Below are 23,092 nucleotides of genomic sequence, written 5' to 3' on the forward strand. Positions count from 1 at the left end.
TATGGATACGCTTGGTTATTTGAGTCACGGCTTCGGCGTCGCACTAACCCCTTACAACCTGGTGACCGCCCTCAGCGGCACGCTGATCGGCACCGTCGTCGGCCTGCTGCCGGGGCTGGGGCCGATCAACGGCGTGGCATTGCTGATCCCGATTGCGTTCGCACTGGGCCTGCCGCCGGAGTCGGCATTGATCCTGCTGGCGGCGGTGTATCTGGGTTGCGAATACGGCGGCCGGATCAGTTCGATCCTGCTGAACATTCCCGGCGAAGCCTCCACCGTGATGACGACCCTCGACGGCTACCCGATGGCCCGTCAAGGCCTGGCCGGTGTTGCCCTGTCGCTGTCGGCCTGGAGTTCGTTCATCGGCGCTTTCATTGCCACCTGCGGGATGGTGGTGTTCGCGCCGATGCTGGCGAAATGGGCGATTGCCTTCGGCCCGGCGGAATACTTCGTGCTGATGGTGTTTGCGATTGTCTGTCTCGGCGGCATGGCCGGCGACCGCCCGCTCAAGACCTTCATCGCCGCGCTGATCGGGCTGTTTCTGTCGACGGTCGGCATTGACGCCAACAGCGGTGTGTACCGCTTCACCGGCGATAACATCCACCTCACCGACGGCATTCAATTCGTAGTGCTGGTGCTGGGCCTGTTCTCCATCAGTGAAATCCTGTTGCTGCTGGAAAAAACCCACCGTGGCCAGGAAGCCTTCCAGGCGACCGGGCGCATGCTGTTCAACTTCAAGGAAGCCGCTTCGGTGTTCTGGGTGAACATGCGTTGTGGCGTGCTCGGTTTCATCATGGGCGTACTGCCCGGCGCAGGTGCAACGCTGGCCAGTGCGGTGGCCTACATGACCGAGAAACGCATTGCCGGCCCAAGCGGCAAATTCGGCCAGGGCGACAAACGCGGCCTCGCTGCCCCGGAAACCGCCATCGGTGCCGAAGCCTGCGGTGCGTTGGTGCCGATGCTGACCCTCGGTGTTCCCGGCTCGGGCACCACGGCGGTGATGATCGGTGCGCTGTCGCTGTACAACATCACGCCCGGCCCCCTGCTGTTCCAACAGCAACCGGACATCGTCTGGGGCCTGATAGCGTCATTGTTTATCGCCAACATCATGCTGGTGATCCTCAATATCCCGATGATCCGCATCTTCACCAAAATCCTCGCCGTGCCGAACTGGGCGCTGGTGCCGATGATTGCGATCATCACCGCTATCGGCGTGTACGCGGTGCATGCCACCACCTTCGACCTGTTCCTGATGATCGGTATCGGCATCTTCGGCTACATCCTGCGCAAGCTCGACTTCCCGCTGTCGCCGGTGCTGCTGGGTTTCATCCTTGGCGGCTTGATGGAGCAGAACCTGCGTCGAGCGTTGTCGATCTCCAACGGTTCGCTGGACATCCTCTGGTCGAGCGGTATCACCGTCGGTGTCTGGGGGTTGATCGTGGTCATGTTGCTGGTGCCGATTGTGCGGATCTGGCGTAAACGCTCAGTGGCGCAACGCGTTGTCGCCGATGTCTGATCGGTCCCCCTTCAAACTCTGGTGGGGAACCCCGCTGGTCGGCCTGCTGGGCGGTTATCTCGCCAGCCAGGTCGGCTGGCCTTTGCCGTGGATGGTCGGCTCGTTGCTGGCGATCATCCTCGTGCGCTGCCTGACACCCTGGCAATTGGCCGAAATCCCTGGCGGACGCAAGTGCGGCCAGTGGATCGTCGGTATCGGCATCGGCCTGCACTTCACCCCGGTGGTGATGGAGCAGGTGCTGAGTCATTTCGGTTTGATTTTCTTTGGTGCGTTGGTCACCAGCCTGTCCGCCGTGGTCGGCGTGTGGCTGATGCGCCGTACCGGAGAAGATCGCGCCACGGCGTTCTTTTCCAGCATGCCCGGCGGTTCCGGGGAGATGGTCAACCTCGGCGCCCGCAATGGTGCGGTACTCAGCCGTGTGGCGGCGGGGCAGAGTTTGCGGGTGTTGGTCGTGGTGCTGTGCGTGCCGGCAGCCTTCAAGTATTTGTTGGGCGACGGTGCGCCGATTTCCCACGCTGGCAGCATCGATTGGCGCTGGCTGGCGGTATTGTTTCCCGCTGGCGCGTTGGCGGCCTGGATCTGGGAGCGCCTGCGTCAACCCAACCCCTGGCTGTTCGGGCCGTTGCTGGTCAGTGCGGCCGTCAGCATCGGCTGGGACCTGCACATCGGCTTGCCCGACGGCGGTAGCCAGATTGGCCAATGGTTGATCGGCAGCGGTCTGGGCTGTCACTTCAACCGGCAGTTTTTCCGGCGTGCGCCGTCGTTCATGGGGCGCACCCTGATCGGCACGGTGTTGACCATGCTGATCGCCACGGCGGCGGCATTGGGTTTGAGTGCGCTGACCCATCTGGATCTGCGCTCACTGACCTTGGGCATGATGCCCGGCGGGATTGCCGAGATGAGCCTGACAGCGGAAACCCTGCAACTGTCGGTGCCGCTGGTGACGGCGATGCAGGTGATGCGGCTGTTGTTTGTGTTGTTTCTGGCGGAGCCGTTGTTCAAGTACTGGAACCGGGGTCCGGATTCAGTCTGATAGACCGAGTTGCCTTCATCGCGAGCAAGCTCGCTCCCACAGGGTTCGCGTGATCCTTGCTCGCGATGGGGCCCTCTTGCTCAGCCCATCAAACCGGCGGCAACCGCCACTCGATCGGCGTCTCGCCATTCTGCTCCAGAAACTTGTTGGTCCGGCTGAAGTGCCCGCAACCGAGAAAGCCGCGATAGGCCGACAGCGGTGACGGATGCACCGAGGTCAACACCAGATGCTTGGTCGCATCGATCAGCTTCTGCTTGCTCTGGGCATGGGCGCCCCACAGCATGAACACCAGGTGCGGTTGCTGCTGGCTGACCACTTCAATGACCCGATCGGTGAAAAACTGCCAGCCCTTGTCCTTGTGCGCATTGGCGTTGGCACGCTCGACGGTCATGGTGGTGTTGAGCATCAGCACGCCCTGATCGGCCCAGCTTTGCAAGTAGCCATGGTTGGGAATGTCGATGTTCAGGTCGCGTTTGAGCTCTTTGTAAATGTTCACCAGCGACGGCGGCGCCGGCACGCCCGGTTGCACCGAGAAGCACAAGCCATGGGCCTGGCCCGGGCCGTGATAAGGGTCCTGCCCGAGGATCACTACCTTGACCTTGTCCAGCGGCGTGGAATTGAGCGCGTTGAAAATCATCGGCCCCGGCGGATAGATCTCCTTACCGGCCGCCCGCTCCTGTTGCAGGAAGTTTCGCAACTCTGTCATGTAGGGCTGGTCGAATTCGGCACGCAGTGCCTCCTTCCAGCCCGGTTCGAGTTTGATACGGTCGTCAGCAGTCATGGTTACATCCGGAAAAAACAATGGGGCGAACCCTAGGAAAGCGCATCACGCTTGTCAATTGATCTGACGCAGATCCGGCACTTTCCCACACAGCGATCATACTTAACCCTCAAATTCCCGATCGAGGTCACGATGAATCTGCACTTCGAAGAACTCACCGGCACCGACGGCGCGCGCATCGGCATCGCCAGCCTGGATGCCGAAAAGTCCCTGAACGCCCTGTCCCTGCCGATGATCAACGCCCTGCGCGACCGAATGGGGGCCTGGGCCAAGGATCCGCAGATCGTCTGCGTTCTATTGCGCGGCAACGGTGCCAAGGCCTTTTGCGCCGGCGGCGAAGTGCGCAGCCTGGTGGAAGCCTGTCGCGTCCATCCGGGCGAAGTACCGCCACTGGCCGCGCAGTTCTTTGCGGCGGAATATCGCCTGGATTTCAAACTTCATACCTACCCGAAACCGCTGATCTGCTGGGGCCACGGCTATGTGCTCGGCGGTGGCATGGGACTGTTGCAAGGGGCAGGCATCCGCATCGTCACACCGAGCAGCCGCTTGGCCATGCCGGAGATCAGCATCGGCCTGTACCCGGACGTTGGCGCCAGTTGGTTTCTGTCGCGCCTGCCCGGCAAGCTCGGGTTGTTCCTGGGCCTGACCGGTGCGCACATGAACGGCCGCGATGCCATTGACCTGGACCTGGCCGATCGTTTCCTGCTCGATGAGCAGCAGCCGCAATTGATCGAAGGCCTGTTGCAATTGAACTGGCAGGAACAGACACCCATGCAGCTCAACAGCCTGCTCAAGGCCTTGCAGCAGGAAGCCGTGGCGCAGATGCCCGAAGCCCAGTGGCTGCCGCGCCGCCAGCAGATCGACGAACTGCTGGATGTCAGCGACGTGCGTTGCGCATGGAAGGCCATCAGCGCCTTGCGCGATCACACCGACCTGTTGCTGAGTCGCGCAGCCAGGACCCTGAGCGAAGGCGCTCCGCTGACCGCTCGTCTGGTGTGGGAGCAGATCATTCGTGCCCGACACCTGTCATTGGCCGAAGTCTTCCAGATGGAATACACCCTGAGCCTCAACTGCTGTCGGCATCCGGAATTCAGCGAAGGCGTACGTGCCCGGTTGATCGACAAGGATCAGAAACCGCATTGGCACTGGCCGGACATCAACAACGTGCCGGACGCGGTGGTAGAGGCGCATTTTCACAAGGCGTGGGAAGGTCGGCATCCGCTGGCGGATTTGTCCGAATACTGAAAACTGCACACAACACTGTGGGAGCGGCGGTGCGACGATTCGACTTGCTCGCGAAAGCGTCATCTCAGCAACATTGATGTTGACTGACACTCCGCCTTCGCGAGCAAGTCGAATCGTCGCACCGCCGCTCCCACATTCAGAGTTGTGTTTTGTACAAAGCTATCGGTGGCCGCCCCGCCCGCTGCGATAGCCTCGACCGTTACCGCGATAGTCGTTGTTCCAGTTCCCGCGGTTACGGCCGTCCCAGCCATGGTTCTGATGCGTGCGGTAGTCGCCACGCGACGGCTGATAGTAACGAGGGGCCGACTGGTAATGGCGCGATGGTTGATACATCCGCGGCTGCGAGTAATAGCGCGACGGTTGATAGATCCGTGGCTGTGAGTAATAGCGCGGTGTCGGCTGGTAATACCGCGCTGGCGGCACGTAGTACCGGGGCGGCGGTGTGTAGTAACCGCCACCATTGGAGTAGTAGGAACTCCCCCCGGCGTAATAGGTTGGCGATGGCGAGGTATAGACCTCGGAACTGTAGTAACTGCCTCCTTCATCGTAATAAGGCACGCACCCACCAAGGGACAATCCCAACACAGCTAGCAGAAGAATTCGACAGAGCATGGCGGCCTCCTGGACCGCGGGTAAGCCACACCAGCGACGCTGGCAGGCGACAGACAAATGTTCGGTGACTGTCGAAAGATCAGACACCGAATTCGGAATCTGGTGCGTCCTTGAAACAAGTGGAAACATCTGGCCGATGAAAGGTTTTTCATCCATTCGCGCCCTGATTAACGGTGGCCACCTCGATGTCCACCGCCATGATGTCCGCCGCCGTGGCCACGGTAGTAACCATGCCCACCGTAGTAATAGGAGCGATAACCACCGTAATAACGCGGACCGTAGTAACCGTAGTAATAGGGCGAGTAGTAGCCGGGGTAGTAATAAGGTCCCCCGTAGACGTCGGCAGGACCGGCGTAGTAGTAGCAGCCAGACAATCCAAGACCCAGTACTGCACCTAACAATAATCGACGCAACATGGCGGCCTCCGTAAAGACCTGTAACAGCAGTCGGCACGCTCCGACTTACACCTGTTTTGACTGGCAATCCCCTGCCAAGTGCGACGTTGCACCCACCGTCTGATCAGCGGCGGACAGGTTCCAATGCGGTGCACACGAGCACCATCAAAGTGCCGCCTCATTCACGCTGGCGGCGGGCGTAACCCTTCGTGGAATGTGGGAACGACCATTCGCGGCACACATGGAGCAGTTATTTCCCCGCAGTGCCATTAGAATGCAACCATCGGATGACTGCCAATGGAACTGCCATGCCGCTTCGCTCGCCGCTGTACTCTCAACGTTCGTTGGTGCTCACGCTGGTCGCATTGCTGGGCGCAGGTTTCCTCGCCACCTCCTTCCTCAGTTACTACGCCTCCCGGGCCTCGATCCGCGACAACATCGTCAACACCGAACTGCCGCTGACGTCGGATACGGTCTACTCGGAAATCCAGAAAGACCTTGTCAGGCCGATCCTGATTTCCTCGATGATGGCTCGCGACACCTTCATGCGCGACTGGGTGGTCAATGGTGAAAAGGATTCCGACCAGATGACCCGTTACCTCAACGAGGTCATGACCCACTACGGCGCCTACACCGCGTTTTTCGTCTCCAACACCAGCCTGACCTACTACCACGCCAAGGGTGTGCTCAAGCAGGTCAAGGCCACCGAGCCCCGCGATGCCTGGTACTTCCGTGTGCGGGACATGAAGGATCCGTACGAGATCAACGTCGACCCGGACCTCGCCAACAAGGACAACCTGACCTTCTTCATCAACTACAAGGTCTACGACTACGACAGCCGATTCATCGGCGCGGCCGGGGTTGGCCTGACCGTCGACGCCGTGATCAAGCTGATCGACAAGTACCAGCAGCGTTATCAACGCAGTGTGTATTTCGTCGACAACTTCGGGCGCCTGGTGCTCACCGGCGCCGAAGGGGGGCCGCAGGGCGCGCACATCGGGCAGAAACTCAGTGAACTCGACAGCATGAAAGACCTGGTCAGCCGGCTGCCCAAACCCCACAGCGGCAGCTATGAATACTCCGTGCAGGGCCAGGGGCATTTCCTCAACGTGCGGTTTATCCCGGAGCTGAACTGGTACCTGTTCGTCGACAAACGCGAAGACAGCGCCCTCGGTGAAATCCGCCAGTCGCTGTACCTCAACCTGCTGATCTGCCTGCTGGTCACCTTGATCGTGCTGGCCCTGCTCAACCGGGTGATCAAACGCTATCAGGACAAGATCCAGGCCCAGGCCATCCTCGACAGCCTGACCGAACTGCCCAACCGTCGTGGCTTCGACCTGCTGGCCGCGCAGGCCATGCACGAAGCCCGGCGCGAGCCCAAGCCGCTGACCGCTTTGCTGCTGGACCTGGACCACTTCAAGGCGCTGAACGACACCTACGGCCACCTGGCCGGCGACCAGGTACTGATCGGTTTCGCCCGGGATCTGGAAAGTTGCCTGCGGCACTCCGACATCGTCTGCCGCTGGGGTGGTGAAGAGTTCATCGTGCTGCTCAAGGACACCGACGGTAAGACCGGCCTGATGATTGCCGAGAAAATTCGCCAGCACGTGGAACAACAGCGCTATGCCTACAACAGTAAGGCCTTGCATGTGACCGTCAGCATCGGCCTCACCACCCAGCAGCCCGATGACACCTTGCACAGCCTGCTGTCACGGGCGGATCATGCGATGTATCGGGCCAAGCAAACTGGCCGTAACCGAACCTGCGTGGAAAAACCTCACTTCAGCTATGAACCAGCCTGACTTCTGCCCGGCCTGCGGTGCACCCAACGACTGCACCCTGGCCGACCCGCGAACCGCCGACCGCGCCTGCTGGTGCTACGGCGTCAGCATCGACCCGGCTGTGCTCCAGGCGCTGCCGGTGGAACTGCGCGACGCCTCGTGCCTGTGCCCGCGCTGCGCTGAGGTCGAGGCGCAGTTGCAAGCAGCGTCCGGGTCGATCAAGTAAGATGCGCGCCCCTGTCCTTACCGATCCTTAAGTCATGCGTGTCGACCGTTTCCTCAGCAACCTGCCGTGCTTCAACCGTAAGCAGGTACGCCTGTTGCTGGTGGAAAAACGCGTCAGGGTTGACGGAAAAGTCGTCAGCGACCCGCACAGCGAAGTCCGCGAATTCAGCCGCGTCGAAGTCGACAACGAGCTGCTGCAAGCCGGTAAACCCCTGCGCCATTTCATGTTGCACAAGCCCGCCGGATGCGTCAGCGCCACCCGGGATCCGCAGCACCCGACCGTGCTCGATTTGATCCATGAACCGGACAAGGACGAACTGCACATCGCCGGACGCCTGGACTTCAACACCACCGGCCTGATGCTGATCACCAACGACGGCAGCTGGTCGCGGCGCCTGACCCAACCGCAGACCAAACTGCCCAAGGTCTATTACGTCGAAACCGAGCAGGACATCGGCCCCGAATACGCGATCAAATTCAACGAAGGGCTGTACTTCGCCTTCGAAGACCTCACCACGCAACCCGCCGGGCTAGAGCTGCTCGGGCCAAAATGCGCACGCCTGAGCATCGTCGAGGGCCGCTATCACCAGGTCAAGCGCATGTTCGGCCACTTCGACAACAAGGTGATGCGCCTGCATCGCGAACGCATGGGGTCGCTGGTACTCGACGACACCTTGAAACCGGGCGAATACCGCCCGCTGACCGACAAAGAGATCGGATCGATCTAAGCGCGCGACCGCTCAGCAGAAAGTTGTCGAACAATTTACCAACGGCACTTGCGCAATGATGTGACCCCTGCTTGAATCAGGACGTCGGCCGAAATGTGACCGACGAGTCACCCCATACTTCTAAGAAACTTTTTGCCGGTAGGAACCCAAGGGTTCCGGCCTCATCCGGCAGACTGCCCGCCAATAACAATACCCGTCGACCGGACTGCAATGGATCGACATGGGCCTCTCAAATTCCAGGCGTATGCCTACCTGTCACAAAGCTCGTGCAATCTCATTTGCGCGCATACCCGCTTGCCAGGAGTCTTATGACATGAGGCCAGAAATCGCTGTGCTGGATATACAGGGTCAGTATCGGGTTTACACGGAGTTCTATCGCGCGGACGCCGCAGAGAAGACCATTATCTTGGTCAACGGCTCGATGGCCACGACTGCGTCGTTTGCACAAACCGTGAAAAACCTCCATCCGCAGTTCAACGTCGTCTGCTACGACCAGCCCTACGCGGGCCGGTCAAAAGCCCACAACCTGCATGAAAAAATGCTCACCAAGGAAATCGAAGGACAGATCCTGCTTGAGCTGATCGACCACTTCGCCGCCGAGCACGTGCTGTCGTTTTCCTGGGGCGGTGCCGCGACCATGATGGCATTGTCGCAACGGCCACGGCGCATCGAAAAAGCCGTGATCAGCTCGTTCTCCCCGGTGATCAACGCGCACATGCTCGACTACCTCGAGCGCGGCGTCGAACACCTCGGCAACCTGGATCGCGACCGGGTCGGGCACCTGGTGAACGACACCATCGGCAAACACCTGCCGTCGTTGTTCAAGCGCTTTAACTATCGCCACGTCAGCTCCCTGGCCGAACATGAGTACGGGCAGATGCACTTCCACATCAGCGACGTGCTGCACAGCGATCGCCAGTGCTACCTGCACGCGGCGAAGAAAATCGACGTGCCGGTGCTGTTCCTCAACGGCGAATGGGACGAATACACCGCCGCCGACGACGCCCGGTTGTTCGCCGGCCACGTGCAACACAGCACGTTCAGCACCATTCAGGCCACCGGCCACTTTCTCGACATGGAGCACAAGGCCGCCTGCCGAGACAGCCGCAACGCACTGATGGGCTTCCTGAAACCAGCGCAACTCGAAAGCCGACCGCGTTACCACAACGCCCAGGAACACCATGCATTGGCAGGCTGAAGTAGCGTCATCGCGAGCGAGCCCCGCCCTGCTGCGTTAAACGTATTCTGCAGGCGCGAGGCTTGCCCGCGATCGACCGTCATGCGGTCCGGGCTTTTTTGTCACATCTGCGTTAAACCCGCTCCACGTAAAGAAAAACTTCAAATCCGCAGCCGTATCTGGTACAAAGTCAGCGCTCTGAGCGGGTGTCGTATAATGGCATTACTCCAGCTTCCCAAGCTGATAACGAGGGTTCGATTCCCTTCACCCGCTCCAATCGAATTTTGATCTCACGTCAGGGTTGTTTTGACGGGGGATGCAGAGACAGAAAAAACCGGCCTTGATGGCCGGTTTTTTTGTGTCCGGGATTTGGTGGATTTTGCTTCTTCAGTCATTCCGCCATTTTCCCTGATCGATTAGCAAGTGCCCTTGGGCGATAGCGTCTATCCTGAGACCTGTTAGCGTTTTTTTCGAAAAGCACGGATTTGTTATCAAATTCAATCCGACATTAGTGTTTTTACCGTTTCGAAATTAGCGTTTTCGCATAAGATCAAGGTTCTGTTAGCGTTTTTCTTGTCCCAGTAAAGGATTTCGTCAATGCAAGTCGGTTTCAAGACCCTCGCGACCCGTTACGACATCGCACTGGCACAGCCTCTGCGCGTCGAATCCATGATCGGCACTGTACGTGTCAATCGCGAAACTGACGGCAATGTGGAGAACCGATACCCGACAAGCTATCGGCCCGCAGACGATTTCGCAGGACATTTCGAATTCGGCCTCAAGTACGAAGAGATCCACCTCGAGTTCTTCGCCCGCCTGTTTGCAGCCATAGGCCCGCTGCCTGTCGAAGAGTGGTGTCGACGGGAGCCTTTCGGTCAATACGCCCGCCGCACGGGGTTCCTCTACGAATGGCTGACAGGCGAACGCCTGGATGTGCCTGACGTGACCAATGGCGGCTATGTTGATGTACTTTCGCCCCAAGATTATCTGACTCGTCGCGAAGCTCTGCGAACTCGTCGTTGGCGCATCAACAACAACCTGCCGGGGACGGCTGAGTTCTGCCCCTTGGTTCGTCGTACGGTGCCAGTGCAGGAAGCTCTGCAATTCAATCTGCGCGAAGCATTGGGTGAATTGGATCAGGCCTTTGGTGCCGACATCCTGATGCGTACGGCCAGTTGGCTGACGTTCAAGGAATCGCGCGCGAGTTTTCTCATCGAAAAGGAAGCCGGCCAGGCGGATCGCATCCAGCGGTTTGCCCATGTCATTGCCCAGCACTGCGGTCATATCAAAGACCCGTTGAGCAACGACAGCCTGCATTCCCTGCAAGCTGGCATTCTTGGACATGACGCCATCGGACTGGGCTTGCGGCGCTCTCCCGTATTTGTGGGGCAAGCCACGATGCGCGAGGACATCGTGCATTACATTGCCCCCCATTTCGCAGACCTCGCTCAGCTCTTGGCAGGCCTCAACGAGTTTGAGGTCGCAACCCGTGGCGCTGAGTCAGTGGCACGTGCCGCAGTGTTGGCATTTGGCTTCGTGTACATCCATCCCATGCGCGACGGAAATGGCCGGATTCACCGTTTCCTGATCAACGACACCCTGGTTCGGGACAAGGCTGTGCCCGACGGCGTGATATTGCCGGTCTCTGCCACAATCACAAGCTCGATCGACTTCAGGGCCGGCTACGATCGTACGCTCGAAGTATTCTCGCGACCGTTCATGCGACGTTACGCGACGGCCCATCGGTTCGGCGAACTCGTGACCTACGAAGACGGTACTCGCAGCAACTTCATCTTCGATGAATATGAGGACGCGCGTTTTGCCTGGCGCTATCCCGATCTGACCGAACACGTCCTGTACACCGCACGCGTTGTCGAGCACACGATTAAAAAGGAAATGGCGGATGAAGCCAGAGTACTGGTGATCTTTCAGCGAGCGCAGGAACAGTTGAAAGAGGTATTGGAAATGCCAGACCAGGACGCGAATCGCATCATTCGCTCTATCAAGGAGAATGGCTGGACGGTGTCGGGCAAGCTGAAGAAAGGGTATCCGCAACTTGAAGATGAGCGCGTGGCAGAGCGCGTTGTGGAGGCTGTGCGTTCTGCGTTTGAGGATTGAGAGATGGGAGGTGGATTAAGTAAAAAAAGGCACTTTTAGCCGTTTTTTGTACCCGGAATTTGGTCGAATCATGACCGATCCAGCTCTACGTTGATAAACAAATCCGTCACCTTTTCCCGGGGATGTAGAGACAGAAAAAACCGGCCCAAGTGGCCGGTTTTTTTTTGCGCGGGATTTGGTGATGCGCCTGCCAACGCTAATGTTAAGGCCCCGTTTTTAAAGGCCAAACGGAGATCAACGTTAGAAAAAGCAACGTCCTACACGACACTGGGAAATGTCCGTAGACTTGCGCATTGCTGTGCCTTTGTCATGAGACCTATAGTCCGACCGCGTCCAAATGGCGTATCGGGTTTGGCGACTCGATGACAAAGCATAGGAACCTCCGAGCAATCTCGGAGCGTTTCTGAACGCACTTGGCTACCTGTTTATGGTGGCTGTGCGTGGGAGACCTTTGGGTCTACCGGTTTGCCTTGTCCCGGTTCGCCAACCTGCGTACAGCTACCACCTTTTGTTTGGCGACACTGAGTGGTAGTTCACTTCAATTCAAGGAATCACTCATGAATGAATATATGGCTTTAACCAGTAACGCCGACGACCTCCCCTCCCTCTTCGTCAACACCACCCAACCCCTGCATTCCCTGCTCAGCACCGCCAGTTACAGAATTCGAGCCGTCACTCAGCTCCTTGAAAACCTCGCGATGCGTGGCGACCTGACCTCCGACACCGTGGTCCTCAGCGACTTCGCATTGCTCTGCTGCGTGCCATTGCGCGATGGATGCGATGTGCTTGATGTAATCGCTCGACGCATGGATGCAGAACCCTCCTGACAGTCCACCCGGCGCCTTTCGGGGGCGCCCTTTGGGGTTCATAACCTCACCCGCTGTGTTCACGGAGGACCATGAACATGTTTTACCCGATTGCGATTTTCATGGACGACGACGAACATGCGTGGGGTGTTGAAGTCCCGGATGTGCCAGGTTGTTTTAGCGCCGGTGAAGATCTGGAAGATGCAATAGCCATGGTTCAACAAGCCATTGAGGGGTATTTCGAGATGCTCGCCGAGAACGGTGCACCCTTCCCCTCAGCCAGCAGCGTTACCCTGCACACATCTAATCCAAAGTACGCTGGCTGTACGTGGGCACTGGTGGAAATCGACGTGATCGAGTAACTGATTGGAGCCCCTGATATGACTCAAAACAGTGGGTTGGTGTTCAGCGCTGAATGTGACCCTGCCACCTGGACGCTCATATCTTTTGCGTATAGATCACCGCAAGCGAGTAAAGAAGCCGTAGCGCTGCGTTGAGCCCAGCAACAGTTCCCTTATTCTCCCGGCTCATCCTTCGCCTGGAGATCAACATGCACAATTCAGAGTTGGGAATCATGATCATTTCATTGATCGGGTTGTTCGGCTTTGCCTCCTTTGCCTTTGAGTACTTGAGTGCCCGGCGCTCAAAAAAGAACAAGCCACAGTGATTTTTCAAGATCGAAAAAAGGGGCAGATGACACTCATCAACTGTCCCTGTTTTGCTTCAGCGGGTCGCGACGATAAACAGTCGCGGGAATGGCAACAGCACCGAACCATCGGCCATGGCCGGGTACGCCCGCTCGATAGCAGTCTGATATTGCTTCAGATACTGCGCCCGTTCCGCCTCGTCTAACGGATCGAGAAACGGTCGCAAGCCACTGCCCTTGAACCACTCCACCACCCCAGACGCACCACCCGCGAGCGGATGATGGTAAGTGGTGCGCCATACATCGACGCGGGTGCAACAGGCTTTCAAAATCGAATAGTAGCCACTGGCATCGGCCATTTCGGTCCTCTGCCCGGCGGCACCTGCCAGCTTGCCGACCCATGGGCCATCAGCGGCGACTTCACGCATCAAGCGGTGCGAGTGTTCATTCAGGTTGTCAGGCATCTGGACGGCCAGTCTGCCACCCGGCGCCAGTTTGCTCACCAGCGACGGTAGCAACGTGGCGTGATCAGGTACCCACTGCAACACCGCGTTGGCGAAAATCACATCGAACGGGCCACTGTCATTCCAGGTGTCGATGTCGGCGATGTCGAACTGCACCTGCGGCAAGCGCTTGCGCGCGGCGTCGATCATGTCGCTGGAACTGTCCAGCCCGCGCACCGTGGCATCGGCAAAGCGCTCCACCAGCAACTCGGTGGAGTTGCCGGGCCCACAACCGATATCGATGACCAAGCGCACGTCCCCGGCGGGGACAGCCGCCAGCAGGTCACGGGCGGGACGGGTGCGTTCATCTTCAAAAGCGACGTACTGTTTGGCGGACCAACTCATTGCGTTCTCCTGTCGGTGCGTTGTCCTCGGGACGCTACGATACCGCGGCGAGCACCGCTAAAGGTTTCAGAAAACAACCTTTTCGATCACGTCGAATGTTTGACCTCAATGGCCTGAACCCAACGCATAATCCCAAGCCGCATCCGGACCAGTACTGAACAGAAAAACGGCGCGTGACTGAAGCCCCGCGCCGTTTGTGTTCAAACCTTCAGGTCAACGACTGGCTTGCAACGCCTTGGCCATTTCCAGGTGATTTTGCAATTTAGGCAGGGTTTCTTCGGCGAACGCCTTGATTTGCGGCACGTCGGTGGTCTGCGCCTCTTGTTGCAGCTGTTCGATGGCTTCCTGCGTGGTCTTCACCTGACTGGCGGTATAGGCCTCGTCGTAGGTCGCCCCATCCAGGACTTGTGGCATCAGGGTTTTGGCCTTTTCGACAATCTCTTCCCGGGGGGCGACCGGTATATCCAGTTGTTTGGCGATTTTCGCCAGGTGCTGGTTCGCCTTGGTGCGGTCGTTGATGACGATAATGGTGTAGTCCTTGACCTCTTTGGACTCGGCTTTCTGGTGCGCCAGGCGACTTGCTTCAATATCGGCAATACCTTTTGCCGAGGCCTCGTCGATGAACTCGGCAGTCGACTGGGCAAAGACGCCGCTGGCAAACAGGCCCAGTAACGTGGCAAGACTGGTATTACATAATCGGGTGGCCATCCGGTTCATGGTCGCGCCCTCCTCTTCAAATTCAAACGGGAGCTTTCGCCCCCGCTTCTCAATCAAAACCACCATCATCCATTACTTGGATTTCTGTCCGGGCTTGCGGCCCATGTCGGGTTTCGCAGGCTCTTTGTCGACAGTCGTCGTGGTGGTTTTCCCACCCTTGCGACCGGCTTCAGAGGCCTTCGTTCGATCATTGGCGAAGTTCCCCGAGTTCGAGTTTCTTGAATTAGGCATGATTCTCTTCCTCTTGGTGGTAGTCGCGGCGGGCTGTAGCCCGCATAGAATCTGAATTTGCGCGCCCAAAAAGGTTTAGAAAATTACGTGGATGCCACGACGAACGGTGCGCGGTTTTTCAGACCAGTCGCAGGTGATGCTCGCGTTTGGCGCAGTACATCGCCTCGTCGGCATGCCGGAACAATTGCTTCTCTTCGGTGCCGTGATCGGGGTATCGGGCGACGCCGATGCTGGGCTGGATATTCAGGCTGTGCCCGTCCAGGCGCAGGGGCTGACCCAGGACCTGACGGACTTTCTCGACCACAAGGTCGGTATCGTCCGCCGCGTGAATGCTGTGCAGCAACACCACGAATTCATCGCCGCCGATGCGGGCCACGGTGTCGATTTCCCGCACGCAGCCCTTGAGCCTGTTGGCCACCGCTTGCAACAGCATGTCGCCGACCGCGTGCCCATGGGTGTCGTTGACTTGCTTGAAGCGGTCAAGGTCGACGTACAGCAGCGCCATGCGCCCGCCGCCCTCCCGGGCCACTTGCAGTGACGCCTTGAGCCGTTCGCGCAGCAGCTCGCGGTTGGGTAACTGGGTCAGTTGGTCGTACTGGGCCATGTGTTGCAGGCGGGCGTGCAATTGCTTGCGCTCGATGGCGGTGGCGACCTGGGCGCAGACGTATTGCAGCAGCTCCTTGTCTTGCTCGGTGTAGCGTTCGCCGCCCGGAATGCTTTTGACGATCAGCGCGCCGATGGTGCCGTTTTGCGAATTCAGCGGCACACCCAGCCAACAGGGTGCGTTCTGTTCGGTCTGCAGCATTTCGAAGCCGGCAAGAGGTGGGCACTGGCCCGGAGTCAACAGGATCGGCTGCCCCGTGCAGATCACCTCGACACACAGGCGCCCGGTCATGGTTCCGGGCTGTTCGGGCTGTGGCTCGTGGTCATCGACGTGATAGGGGAAGTTCAGCTGTGCGCAGTGCTGGTCGTACAGCGCCACGGAAAAACTCAATGCCGGCAGCCATTCGCCGATGATCATGTGGATGCGCTTGAACAACGCCAGCAGATCCTCTGCCGCATGGGCCGCTTCGGAAATCGCATACAACGCTGCCTGCCGGGACTCGGCCTGCTTACGCTCGGTGATGTCACGAGCAACGGCGATGCGCAGTTGATCGTCCTCGGACCAGCGTGCCGACCAGAGGATGTGCACCACACTGCCATCCTTGCGCAGGTAGCGGTTTTCGAAGTTGAGCTTGGGCTCACCGCCCATGATTTCCCGGGCCGCGTCGAGGGTGCGCTGGCGATCGCCCGGGTGCACCATGTCGATCATCGCCTCGCCGATCATCTCATCGGCGCTGTAGCCAAAAATGCGTTCGCATGCCGCGCTGACAAAGACGAAGCGGCCCTGCTTATCCACCGCACAGACGGCGTCCAGCAACAGATCGATATAACTCGCCAGCGGCGCGGAATTCCGGTTTTCCATGGTTCAGCGTGGGTGCCCCGATAATGCAGCGCTCTTCAATCATCCCTGCCCCGTCAGCCTTGCATCCCTGTGATTACATTCAAGCCTTTTCCGGCATCAGCCCCGGCAACGCATGGACCAGCGCATTGATGGCGAAACCGATGAACATTACCCCGCACAACCGGGTGATTGCCAGTTCATGACGCTGGTACAAGGTGCGCACTCGCCGTGCACCGACGATGCCGATGAGAATAGCGTAGGCGAGCAACCCGCCGACGAAACTCAGGGCGATCAGTATCGGCAGCATTGACCAGTTGAGCAGTTCCGCGCGACTCGACAGCAATGCCGTGAACGTCGCCACCGCCACCGGATAGGCCTTGGGATTGGTCAGGCCAAACAGGATGCCGTGCCAGAACGGCTGCCGCGCCGGGCCCTGCGGCGCATCACCGCTGCTACGCCGGGCGCGCACCGCACGCCAGCCGAGCCAGAACAGGTACAGGCCGCTGAGCACACCGAGCACGTCAAACGCCGTACTGCCGATCTCCCGCGCACCGACAATCGCGATCAGCGCCGTGCTGCACCAGACCACATCACCGAGCAAATGCCCGCACAGAAACCCCGCCCCGGCCCGTCGCCCATGGGCCGCGCCAATACCGAATACCGCCAGCACACCCGGTCCCGGGGTGATGCCGTAGATAAAACCCGAGGCAAGCACGGCCATTAGCAACGATGGGGTCATGGGGAGTCCTTTTGAACGGCTTGGTGAATGGTGGCCAGTCTATATCAGGTCATTGCCTGTCGACTGAAACATCTCGACAGACGAACGGGCTGGCCCCGCTTCACTGATGACGGTGTAGTATGTTGTATTACAAACCACTACATCGAGACCACCATGTCAGTTATGTCCCTGCGCATACCAGACGAAATCGCCGATACTCTCGCGAGTCTTTCCAAAGCAACGGGCCGCAGCAAATCATTTCTGGCCGTGGATGCGCTGCGTGAGTACCTGGCCCGTGAAGCGTGGCAAATCGAGGAAATTCAGAAAGCCTTGAAAGAAGCCGATGATGGTGACTTCGCGACACAAGAAGAAGTGAACGCAATTGCAGACAAGTGGACGGCGAATGCGCGTTGAGTGGTTGCGTACGGCGTTAAAGAATCTGGATGACGAAGCCGCGTACATTGCCATCGAGAATCCAAAAGCTGCAGCAGATTTTGTCCAGGCAATTCTCGCCAGTGTCGATCACCTTGCCCGATTTCCAGCGACGGGCCGTGAAGGACGCCTACCCGGTACCCGGGAATGGGTCATGCCTGATCGCCCCTATTTGATTCCCTACCGGGTTCGCCAAGGTCGGCTTCAGGTACTACGGATTTTTCATACGCGTCGCCTGCCACCTTCCAATTGGTAAAGGCCATTTGGAAAAGCCTCTAGCGTTCGATCCCCTCCCCAATCCTGCGATTCAACCAGTTCAACGCCTGATCCCCACCCCGCCGTTTATGCCACGCCAACACAAAGGTGAACGACGGAATGTGAAACGGCGGTGGCACGACAACCAATGAAGACTGATCGATATCGCGCAAGCCGCGCGACGCGACGGTGAGGATCAGGTCGGTGCCGCTGATGAGCTCCGGGGCCACGCTCCAGTGCGGCAGGCTGACAGCCACACGACGACGTTCGCGCAATGCAGTCAATGCACGCTCGATTTCCGGGGTGCCGCTGCCGCGCATTTCCAGCAGGACGTGAGGCCGAGCCAGGTAAGTGGGCAGGTCGAGGCCACCATCGGCGGGCAGGCTGTTGCGGTCCACCAGGCAGGCATAGTGCTCTTCGAACAGGGGCGTGCTGCGCAACTCATGGGGCATTTCCGGGAATACACCGGCGGCGACATCAATGTCACCGTTGAGCACCCCTTCGAGCATGCTTTCGCGGCTTCCATGGCTGATTTGCAGGTCGATGCCCGGCGCTTCGCGGCGCAACGTTCGGATCAGTCCCGGCAAGACAATGGCGGCGCCGTAGTCGGACATCGCCAGACGGAAGGTGCGCTGGGTGGTCGCGGGATCGAAGGCGTTCGGCGCCAGCAGCGCTTGCACCTGGGCCAGGGCTGCGGCCAGCGGTACCACGAGTTCCAGCGCTCGCGGAGTCGGCACAAGACCGGCACCGGCGCGCACCAGCAGCGGATCGCCGAGCAGGTCACGCAAGCGCGCCAGCGCATGGCTGACCGCTGGCTGGCTCAAGTGCAGACGCTCGGCCGCCCGGGTCACGTGTTGCTCGCTGAGCAAGGCGTCGAGGATCACCAGCAAGTTGAGGTCGATACGGCGAAGATTATTCATCTGCTGCATGTTCTGGATAACAAAACGGAATTTAAATCTGCGCGACGAATACCCTAGAGTCCAGCAAAACCTGTTGGAGATCGATCATGAGTACGTTGCATTGGGCCGGTCTGATTGGACTGGCGATGATCGCCGGGGCGGTGGTGCCGTTTCAGAGCGCGATCAACGTCAATCTCGGGCGCGGGTTGGGCCATCCGCTGTGGGCGACACTCGCCTCGTTGCTGGTGAGCGTCGTGGTGCTGTTGCCGATCATCGTTGCGATGCGCTTGCCGTTGCCATCACTGGCATTCATCAGCAAGGCGCCGCTCTGGATGTGGGCCGGTGGTGCTTTTGGGGTGATATTCATTTCCCTGGCATTGGTGCTGCTGCCCAAGCTGGGGGCCGCGGGGTTCATGGCATTGGCGCTGGCGGGGCAAGTGGTGGGGTCGTTGTTGCTGGATCACTTCGGCTGGTTCGGGTTGGTGGAGCGGCAGATCAACCTGCCCAAGCTGGTGGGAGTGATGTTGTTGATGGCCGGGGTGGTGTTGATCCAGTTTTTTGATGCGCCGGCCAAAGGGTTGGTGACGGCGGGTTGATGGGATAACCGACGATGCGAAGGTGTTCTCCTGGCCGCCTTCGCGAGCAAGCCCGCTCCCACAGGGAGGTACGCGGTTCCTGTGGGAGCGGGCTTGCTCGCGAAAGCGGTCTATGGCATCAGGCCTTGTCGAGTGTGCGCAACTTCTGCGGCAACCCCCACAACAACAGCGCCACGGCGATCAGCGCACATACACCAATGACATACAGCGCCGGCGTGGTGCTGCCGGTCAGGTCCTTGATTCGGCCGACCATCACCGGGCTGACGATGCCGCCGAACTGGCCCAGGGTGTTGATCACCGCAATCCCGCCGGCCGCGCCCGCGCCGGCACCGGCCAGCAGTTTCGGCGGCAGGGTCCAGAAGCTCGGGATGGAGGCGATGATCCCGGCACCGAGCAGGCCCAACGCGACAATCAGGAAGGTCGTGTGACTGGCGAAGATCCCCGCACAGAAGAACCCGACCGCACCGACCGCCACCAGACCGGCGACAAACTTGCGCCGCTCGCCAGTAGCATCGGACAGCCGTCCGATCACCACCATGCTGATGGCGCCGCAGATGTACGGGATGGCCGTCAGCAAGCCGATCATCACCGGACTCTCGGTACCTGCGCTGCGGATCAGTTGCGGCGCCCAGAAATTCAAGCCGTAGGACGCCACCTGAATCAGGAAATAGATCAGCCCCAAAGTCAGGAAGCCCGGAATCCGCAGCGCGGCGAGCAGCGAACCACCGCTCTTGTGCGGCTCATGCTGAGCGATACGGCTGGCCAGCAAAGTCTTCTCCGAAGGCGTCAGCCAATGGGCGTCTTCGATGCGGTCCTTGAGCAGGGTCAGCACCAGCAAACCGAGGCCGATACACGGCACGCCACCGAGCAGGAACAGCCAGTGCCAGCCACGCATTTGCAGCACACCGTCAAGGTGTTGCAGCACAAGGCCGGAGAACGGCGCACCCACCAGGCCGGCGAACGCCGACGCCAGGAACAGCATCGAGGTGATGCGCCCGCGATAGTGCTGCGGGAACCACAGGGTCAGGTAATACAGCACGCCCGGAGCGAAACCCGCCTCCATCGCGCCGATCACGAAGCGCAGCACGTAGAACTGCCATTCGCTGTTGACGAACACCATGGCCGCCGTGGCCAGGCCCCAGGACATCATGATCCGGGCGATCCAGCGCCGGGCGCCGACCTTGTACAGCATCATGTTGCTGGGCACTTCGAAAATCACATAACCGACCACGAACAACCCGGCACCCAGGCCGTAAGCGGTATCGCTCAGGCTCAGGTCGGCCTGCAGCTGAAACTTGGCGAAGCTGATGTTGATTCGGTCGAAAAAGGCGAACAGGTAGCAGACCATGATCAGCGGCATCAGGCGCCAGGCGACTTTGCTGACCAGGGCTTTTTCTTCGTCGTGGCTAACGGCCGGGCTCGCGCCGGCCTCCAGTGCATTAAGGCTCATTGCGTTTCTCCAGGCGGACTTCCCGTGGGTGTCCGATTGTTTTTGTTGTCTGGTTGAGGTGTTTTTTTTGTGGGAGCGGGCTTGCTCGCGAAAGCGGTCTGACATTCAGCAAAGATGTCGACTGACACTCCGTCTTCGCGAGCAAGCCCGCTCCCACAGGGTTTCGTGTTTGGTCAGGAGGGTATCGGGTGCAAATCACAATTGCGCCCGGCCTTGGCCAGTTGACCGGGCACTTCATGGCCGAGCAGCGCCGGCAGTCCCCGGGACAGTTTCAACAGCAGCGGCAGATCGATGCCGGTATGAATGCCGACTTCATCGCACAGGTTCACCAGATCCTCGGTGCAGATGTTTCCCGATGCCCCCGGTGCGAACGGGCAGCCGCCGAGGCCACCGAGGGCTGCGTCGAAGCGCCGGGCACCAGCCTCGTAAGCGGCCAGCACATTGCACAGGCCAAGACCGCGAGTGTTGTGAAAATGCAGGGTCAGGTCTGATGGGGAGACCCTTTGCAGCACCCGGCGCACCAGCCGGTCGACCTGACGCGGGTTGGCCATGCCCGTGGTATCGGCCAGGGTGATGCCCTGGATGCCGAGTTCCTGATAGGCGTCGACGATTTGCAGTACCCGGTCCTCATCGATCTTGCCTTCAAACGGGCAGCCGAAGGTGGTGGCGATGCTGGCGTTGAGTCGCACCGGGCTGTCGCCGACGAACTGCACAATCTCGCCGAACGCCGCCAATGAATCCTCACAACGCATGCGCATGTTCGCCAGGTTGTGGGTCTGGCTCGCGGACATCACCAGGTTCAGCTCATCGACACTGCACGCCAATGCCCGTTGCGCGCCTTTGAGGTTGGGGATCAGCGCGACATAGATCACCCCCGGTTGCCGGCTAATGCCCTTGAACACCAGTTCACCATCGCGCAGCGCAGGAATGGCCTTGGGCGACACGAACGAACCGGCTTCGATGCGGCTGAACCCGGCCAGCGACAGTTGATCGATCAGAGCGATCTTGTCGTGGGTTTCAACCCAGGTCGGCTCGATTTGCAAACCGTCGCGCGGGGACACTTCCTGCACGATCAGGTGGTCGGAATAATCGCTGATCATTGCACCACTCCTTCGACTTTCAGGCGTTCGATGTCTGTTGCAGTCAGGCCCAACTGCGCGAGGATGCCGTCGGTGTGCTGGCCCAGCCCGGGGCCGGACCAGTTCACGCCGCCGGGCGTCTCGGAGAGTTTTGGCACGATGCCTGGCATCTTCACCGTGGCGCCACCGGGCAACTCGGCATTGAGCAGCATGTCCCGCGCCTGATAGTGCGGATCGGCGACGATGTCGGCCACCGAGTAGATGCGTCCGGCCGGGACTTCGGCGGCCTCCAGCGCGGCCAGCACCTCATCGATGGGCAAACTGCTGGTCCAGTGGGTGATGGCGGCGTCGAGCAGGTTGCTCTTGGCTGCACGCCCGTCGTTGTGGGCGAACTCCGGCGCTTCGGCCAGATCGGCGCGGCCGATGGTTTGCATCAGGCGCTTGTAGATCGGATCGCTGTTGCCGGCGATCACCACGTAGGCGCCGTCGGCCGTCAGGTAGGTGTTGGACGGCGCGATGCCCGGCAAGGCACCACCGCTGCGTTCGCGCACATGACCAAGCATGTCGTATTCCGGCACCAGGCTTTCCATGACGTTAAACACGCTTTCGGCCAGGGACACATCAACGATTTGCCCGCCGCCCTGCCCGGTCTTGACCCTTAGCAGCGACATCAGCGCACCGATCACCGCATGCAGCGAAGCCAGGGAATCGCCAAGGCTCACGCCGACCCGCGCCGGCGGCGAACCGGGTGTGCCGGTGGTGTAGCGGATCCCGCCCATGGCTTCGCCTATGGCACCGAAACCCGGACGATCGCGATACGGGCCGGTCTGGCCGTATCCGGAAATCCGCACCAGCGTCAGATTGGGGTTGAGCGCATGCAACACGTCCCAACCGAGGCCGAGTTTTTCCAAGGCGCCGGGGCGCAGGTTCTCGATCAGCACATCGGCGCTGGTCGCCAGTTGCTTGACCAGTTCGATGCCTTCAGGGGATTTGAGGTTCAGCGCCAAGGACTTCTTGTTGCGTGATTGCAGGTACCACCACAACGAGGTGCCTTCGTGCAGCTTGCGCCATTTGCGCAGGGGATCGCCCTGGCCCATGGCTTCGATCTTGATCACCTCGGCGCCGAACTCGGCCAGCATGCGCGCCGCAAACGGCGCGGCGATCAGCGTGCCGATCTCGATCACTTTGATCGCACTCAAAGGGGCAGTCATCGCGGGGTACCTCTTGTTCTTGGAATATGTGCCAAGGCTAGAGGACAGGTAGCTCGGGAATCCAACCTTCAGTTGGCAACGGGCGTTCGCGAAATGCGAACGCCCTGGAAAATTATCGTGGCCTCAGGTCCGCCTTCGCGAGCAAGCCC

24 protein-coding genes, 1 tRNA gene and 1 pseudogene are annotated in these 23,092 nt (G+C 59.7%); 14 read left to right on the top strand and 12 right to left on the bottom strand.

All coding sequences use genetic code 11. The features are described from left to right. Position 1 precedes the first annotated feature (1 nt). Positions 2–1,516 (top strand): tripartite tricarboxylate transporter permease, encoded by a 1,515-nt coding sequence (locus tag KGB29_RS16760; RefSeq protein ID WP_150814280.1) that lies wholly within the window; start codon positions 2–4, stop codon positions 1,514–1,516. Next, on the top strand, positions 1,509–2,549 hold the full coding sequence (locus KGB29_RS16765) for an AbrB family transcriptional regulator (RefSeq protein ID WP_150814279.1): 1,041 nt from the start codon (positions 1,509–1,511) through the stop codon (positions 2,547–2,549). Before KGB29_RS16760 ends, KGB29_RS16765 begins: the two co-directional genes overlap by 8 nt. Positions 2,550–2,637: 88 nt before the next feature. On the opposite strand, the gene ung is transcribed toward KGB29_RS16765, so the two are convergent. Continuing rightward, a complete protein-coding gene (gene ung / locus KGB29_RS16770) occupies positions 2,638–3,330 on the bottom strand; it encodes a uracil-DNA glycosylase (RefSeq protein ID WP_154947597.1) in 693 nt (230 codons plus the stop codon). Positions 3,331–3,462: 132 nt separating this feature from the next. Between ung and KGB29_RS16775 the strand changes: the two genes are divergently transcribed. Then, the gene (locus KGB29_RS16775) at positions 3,463–4,575 is read left to right on the top strand and encodes an enoyl-CoA hydratase/isomerase family protein (protein WP_154947598.1); all 1,113 of its coding nucleotides are present in this window, start codon (positions 3,463–3,465) and stop codon (positions 4,573–4,575) included. Positions 4,576–4,734: 159 nt separating this feature from the next. Here the strand turns inward: KGB29_RS16775 and KGB29_RS16780 are convergent, their stop codons facing one another. Further along, a complete protein-coding gene (locus KGB29_RS16780) occupies positions 4,735–5,187 on the bottom strand; it encodes a hypothetical protein (protein WP_079246795.1) in 453 nt (150 codons plus the stop codon). A 167-nt stretch (positions 5,188–5,354) separates the two neighbouring features. Then, complete coding sequence (locus tag KGB29_RS16785) at positions 5,355–5,603, bottom strand: hypothetical protein (protein ID WP_150727543.1); 249 nt, start codon at positions 5,601–5,603, stop codon at positions 5,355–5,357. A gap of 287 nt (positions 5,604–5,890) precedes the next feature. On the opposite strand from KGB29_RS16785, the gene KGB29_RS16790 reads away from it, so the two are divergent. From KGB29_RS16790 to KGB29_RS16825, 8 genes and pseudogenes are all read left to right on the top strand, one after another. Continuing rightward, on the top strand, positions 5,891–7,384 hold the full coding sequence (locus KGB29_RS16790; protein ID WP_154947600.1) for a sensor domain-containing diguanylate cyclase: 1,494 nt from the start codon (positions 5,891–5,893) through the stop codon (positions 7,382–7,384). Then, positions 7,371–7,589 carry a cysteine-rich CWC family protein gene (locus tag KGB29_RS16795; RefSeq protein WP_154947601.1) on the top strand — a complete coding sequence of 73 codons (219 nt, stop codon included), beginning with the start codon at positions 7,371–7,373 and terminating at the stop codon, positions 7,587–7,589. Before KGB29_RS16790 ends, KGB29_RS16795 begins: the two co-directional genes overlap by 14 nt. Positions 7,590–7,623: 34 nt before the next feature. After that, positions 7,624–8,316, top strand: coding sequence for a pseudouridine synthase (locus tag KGB29_RS16800; RefSeq protein ID WP_154947602.1), 693 nt, complete (start codon positions 7,624–7,626; stop codon positions 8,314–8,316). A 313-nt stretch (positions 8,317–8,629) separates the two neighbouring features. After that, on the top strand, positions 8,630–9,514 hold the full coding sequence (locus KGB29_RS16805) for an alpha/beta fold hydrolase (RefSeq protein WP_057716040.1): 885 nt from the start codon (positions 8,630–8,632) through the stop codon (positions 9,512–9,514). Between the two features lie 181 nt (positions 9,515–9,695). Continuing rightward, a tRNA-Gly gene (locus KGB29_RS16810) sits at positions 9,696–9,769 on the top strand. Between the two features lie 321 nt (positions 9,770–10,090). Further along, positions 10,091–11,611, top strand: a complete 1,521-nt coding sequence (locus KGB29_RS16815) for a Fic family protein (protein WP_154947603.1) — start codon at positions 10,091–10,093, stop codon at positions 11,609–11,611. 557 nt (positions 11,612–12,168) lie between these two features. Continuing rightward, on the top strand, positions 12,169–12,438 hold the full coding sequence (locus KGB29_RS16820) for a short-chain dehydrogenase (RefSeq protein ID WP_095966257.1): 270 nt from the start codon (positions 12,169–12,171) through the stop codon (positions 12,436–12,438). Positions 12,439–12,515: 77 nt separating this feature from the next. Next, positions 12,516–12,770 (top strand): annotated as a pseudogene (locus KGB29_RS16825) (type II toxin-antitoxin system HicB family antitoxin); the annotation flags it as partial. A 370-nt stretch (positions 12,771–13,140) separates the two neighbouring features. Here KGB29_RS16825 and tam read toward each other — a convergent pair. The 5 genes from tam to KGB29_RS16850 all read right to left on the bottom strand — a co-directional run bounded on the left by tam (position 13,141) and on the right by KGB29_RS16850 (position 17,042). Further along, entirely contained in the window at positions 13,141–13,911 is a 771-nt protein-coding gene (gene tam, locus KGB29_RS16830; protein WP_154947604.1) for a trans-aconitate 2-methyltransferase, read from the bottom strand. Positions 13,912–14,124: 213 nt separating this feature from the next. Next, entirely contained in the window at positions 14,125–14,628 is a 504-nt protein-coding gene (locus KGB29_RS16835) for a DUF4142 domain-containing protein (RefSeq protein WP_154861758.1), read from the bottom strand. 72 nt (positions 14,629–14,700) lie between these two features. After that, positions 14,701–14,859 (bottom strand): KGG domain-containing protein, encoded by a 159-nt coding sequence (locus KGB29_RS16840; protein ID WP_007976786.1) that lies wholly within the window; start codon positions 14,857–14,859, stop codon positions 14,701–14,703. 118 nt (positions 14,860–14,977) lie between these two features. Further along, positions 14,978–16,324: a bifunctional diguanylate cyclase/phosphodiesterase gene (locus tag KGB29_RS16845; protein ID WP_154947605.1), complete on the bottom strand. Its 1,347-nt coding sequence runs from the start codon at positions 16,322–16,324 to the stop codon at positions 14,978–14,980. Between the two features lie 79 nt (positions 16,325–16,403). After that, the gene (locus KGB29_RS16850; protein ID WP_150814266.1) at positions 16,404–17,042 is read right to left on the bottom strand and encodes a LysE family translocator; all 639 of its coding nucleotides are present in this window, start codon (positions 17,040–17,042) and stop codon (positions 16,404–16,406) included. A gap of 153 nt (positions 17,043–17,195) precedes the next feature. Between KGB29_RS16850 and KGB29_RS16855 the strand changes: the two genes are divergently transcribed. Next, positions 17,196–17,435 (top strand): CopG family ribbon-helix-helix protein, encoded by a 240-nt coding sequence (locus KGB29_RS16855; protein ID WP_154947606.1) that lies wholly within the window; start codon positions 17,196–17,198, stop codon positions 17,433–17,435. Further along, positions 17,425–17,709, top strand: coding sequence for a type II toxin-antitoxin system RelE/ParE family toxin (locus KGB29_RS16860; RefSeq protein ID WP_090453616.1), 285 nt, complete (start codon positions 17,425–17,427; stop codon positions 17,707–17,709). Before KGB29_RS16855 ends, KGB29_RS16860 begins: the two co-directional genes overlap by 11 nt. Positions 17,710–17,728: 19 nt before the next feature. Here the strand turns inward: KGB29_RS16860 and KGB29_RS16865 are convergent, their stop codons facing one another. Next, positions 17,729–18,637: a LysR family transcriptional regulator gene (locus tag KGB29_RS16865; RefSeq protein WP_154861766.1), complete on the bottom strand. Its 909-nt coding sequence runs from the start codon at positions 18,635–18,637 to the stop codon at positions 17,729–17,731. A gap of 77 nt (positions 18,638–18,714) precedes the next feature. Between KGB29_RS16865 and KGB29_RS16870 the strand changes: the two genes are divergently transcribed. Beyond that, entirely contained in the window at positions 18,715–19,203 is a 489-nt protein-coding gene (locus tag KGB29_RS16870; RefSeq protein ID WP_150814264.1) for a DMT family transporter, read from the top strand. Between the two features lie 118 nt (positions 19,204–19,321). Here KGB29_RS16870 and KGB29_RS16875 read toward each other — a convergent pair whose 3' ends face one another. From KGB29_RS16875 to KGB29_RS16885, 3 genes are all read right to left on the bottom strand, one after another. After that, positions 19,322–20,653, bottom strand: coding sequence for an MFS transporter (locus KGB29_RS16875; protein WP_154861768.1), 1,332 nt, complete (start codon positions 20,651–20,653; stop codon positions 19,322–19,324). A gap of 173 nt (positions 20,654–20,826) precedes the next feature. After that, a complete protein-coding gene (locus KGB29_RS16880; protein ID WP_154861772.1) occupies positions 20,827–21,753 on the bottom strand; it encodes a hydroxymethylglutaryl-CoA lyase in 927 nt (308 codons plus the stop codon). Further along, a complete protein-coding gene (locus KGB29_RS16885) occupies positions 21,750–22,943 on the bottom strand; it encodes a CaiB/BaiF CoA transferase family protein (protein ID WP_154861774.1) in 1,194 nt (397 codons plus the stop codon). Before KGB29_RS16885 ends, KGB29_RS16880 begins: the two co-directional genes overlap by 4 nt. Positions 22,944–23,092: the final 149 nt, after the last annotated feature.

The sequence above is a fragment of the Pseudomonas sp. BF-B-30 genome, from assembly GCF_019956305.1.
In the GTDB taxonomy this organism is placed as follows: Bacteria; Pseudomonadota; Gammaproteobacteria; order Pseudomonadales; family Pseudomonadaceae; genus Aquipseudomonas; species Aquipseudomonas jessenii.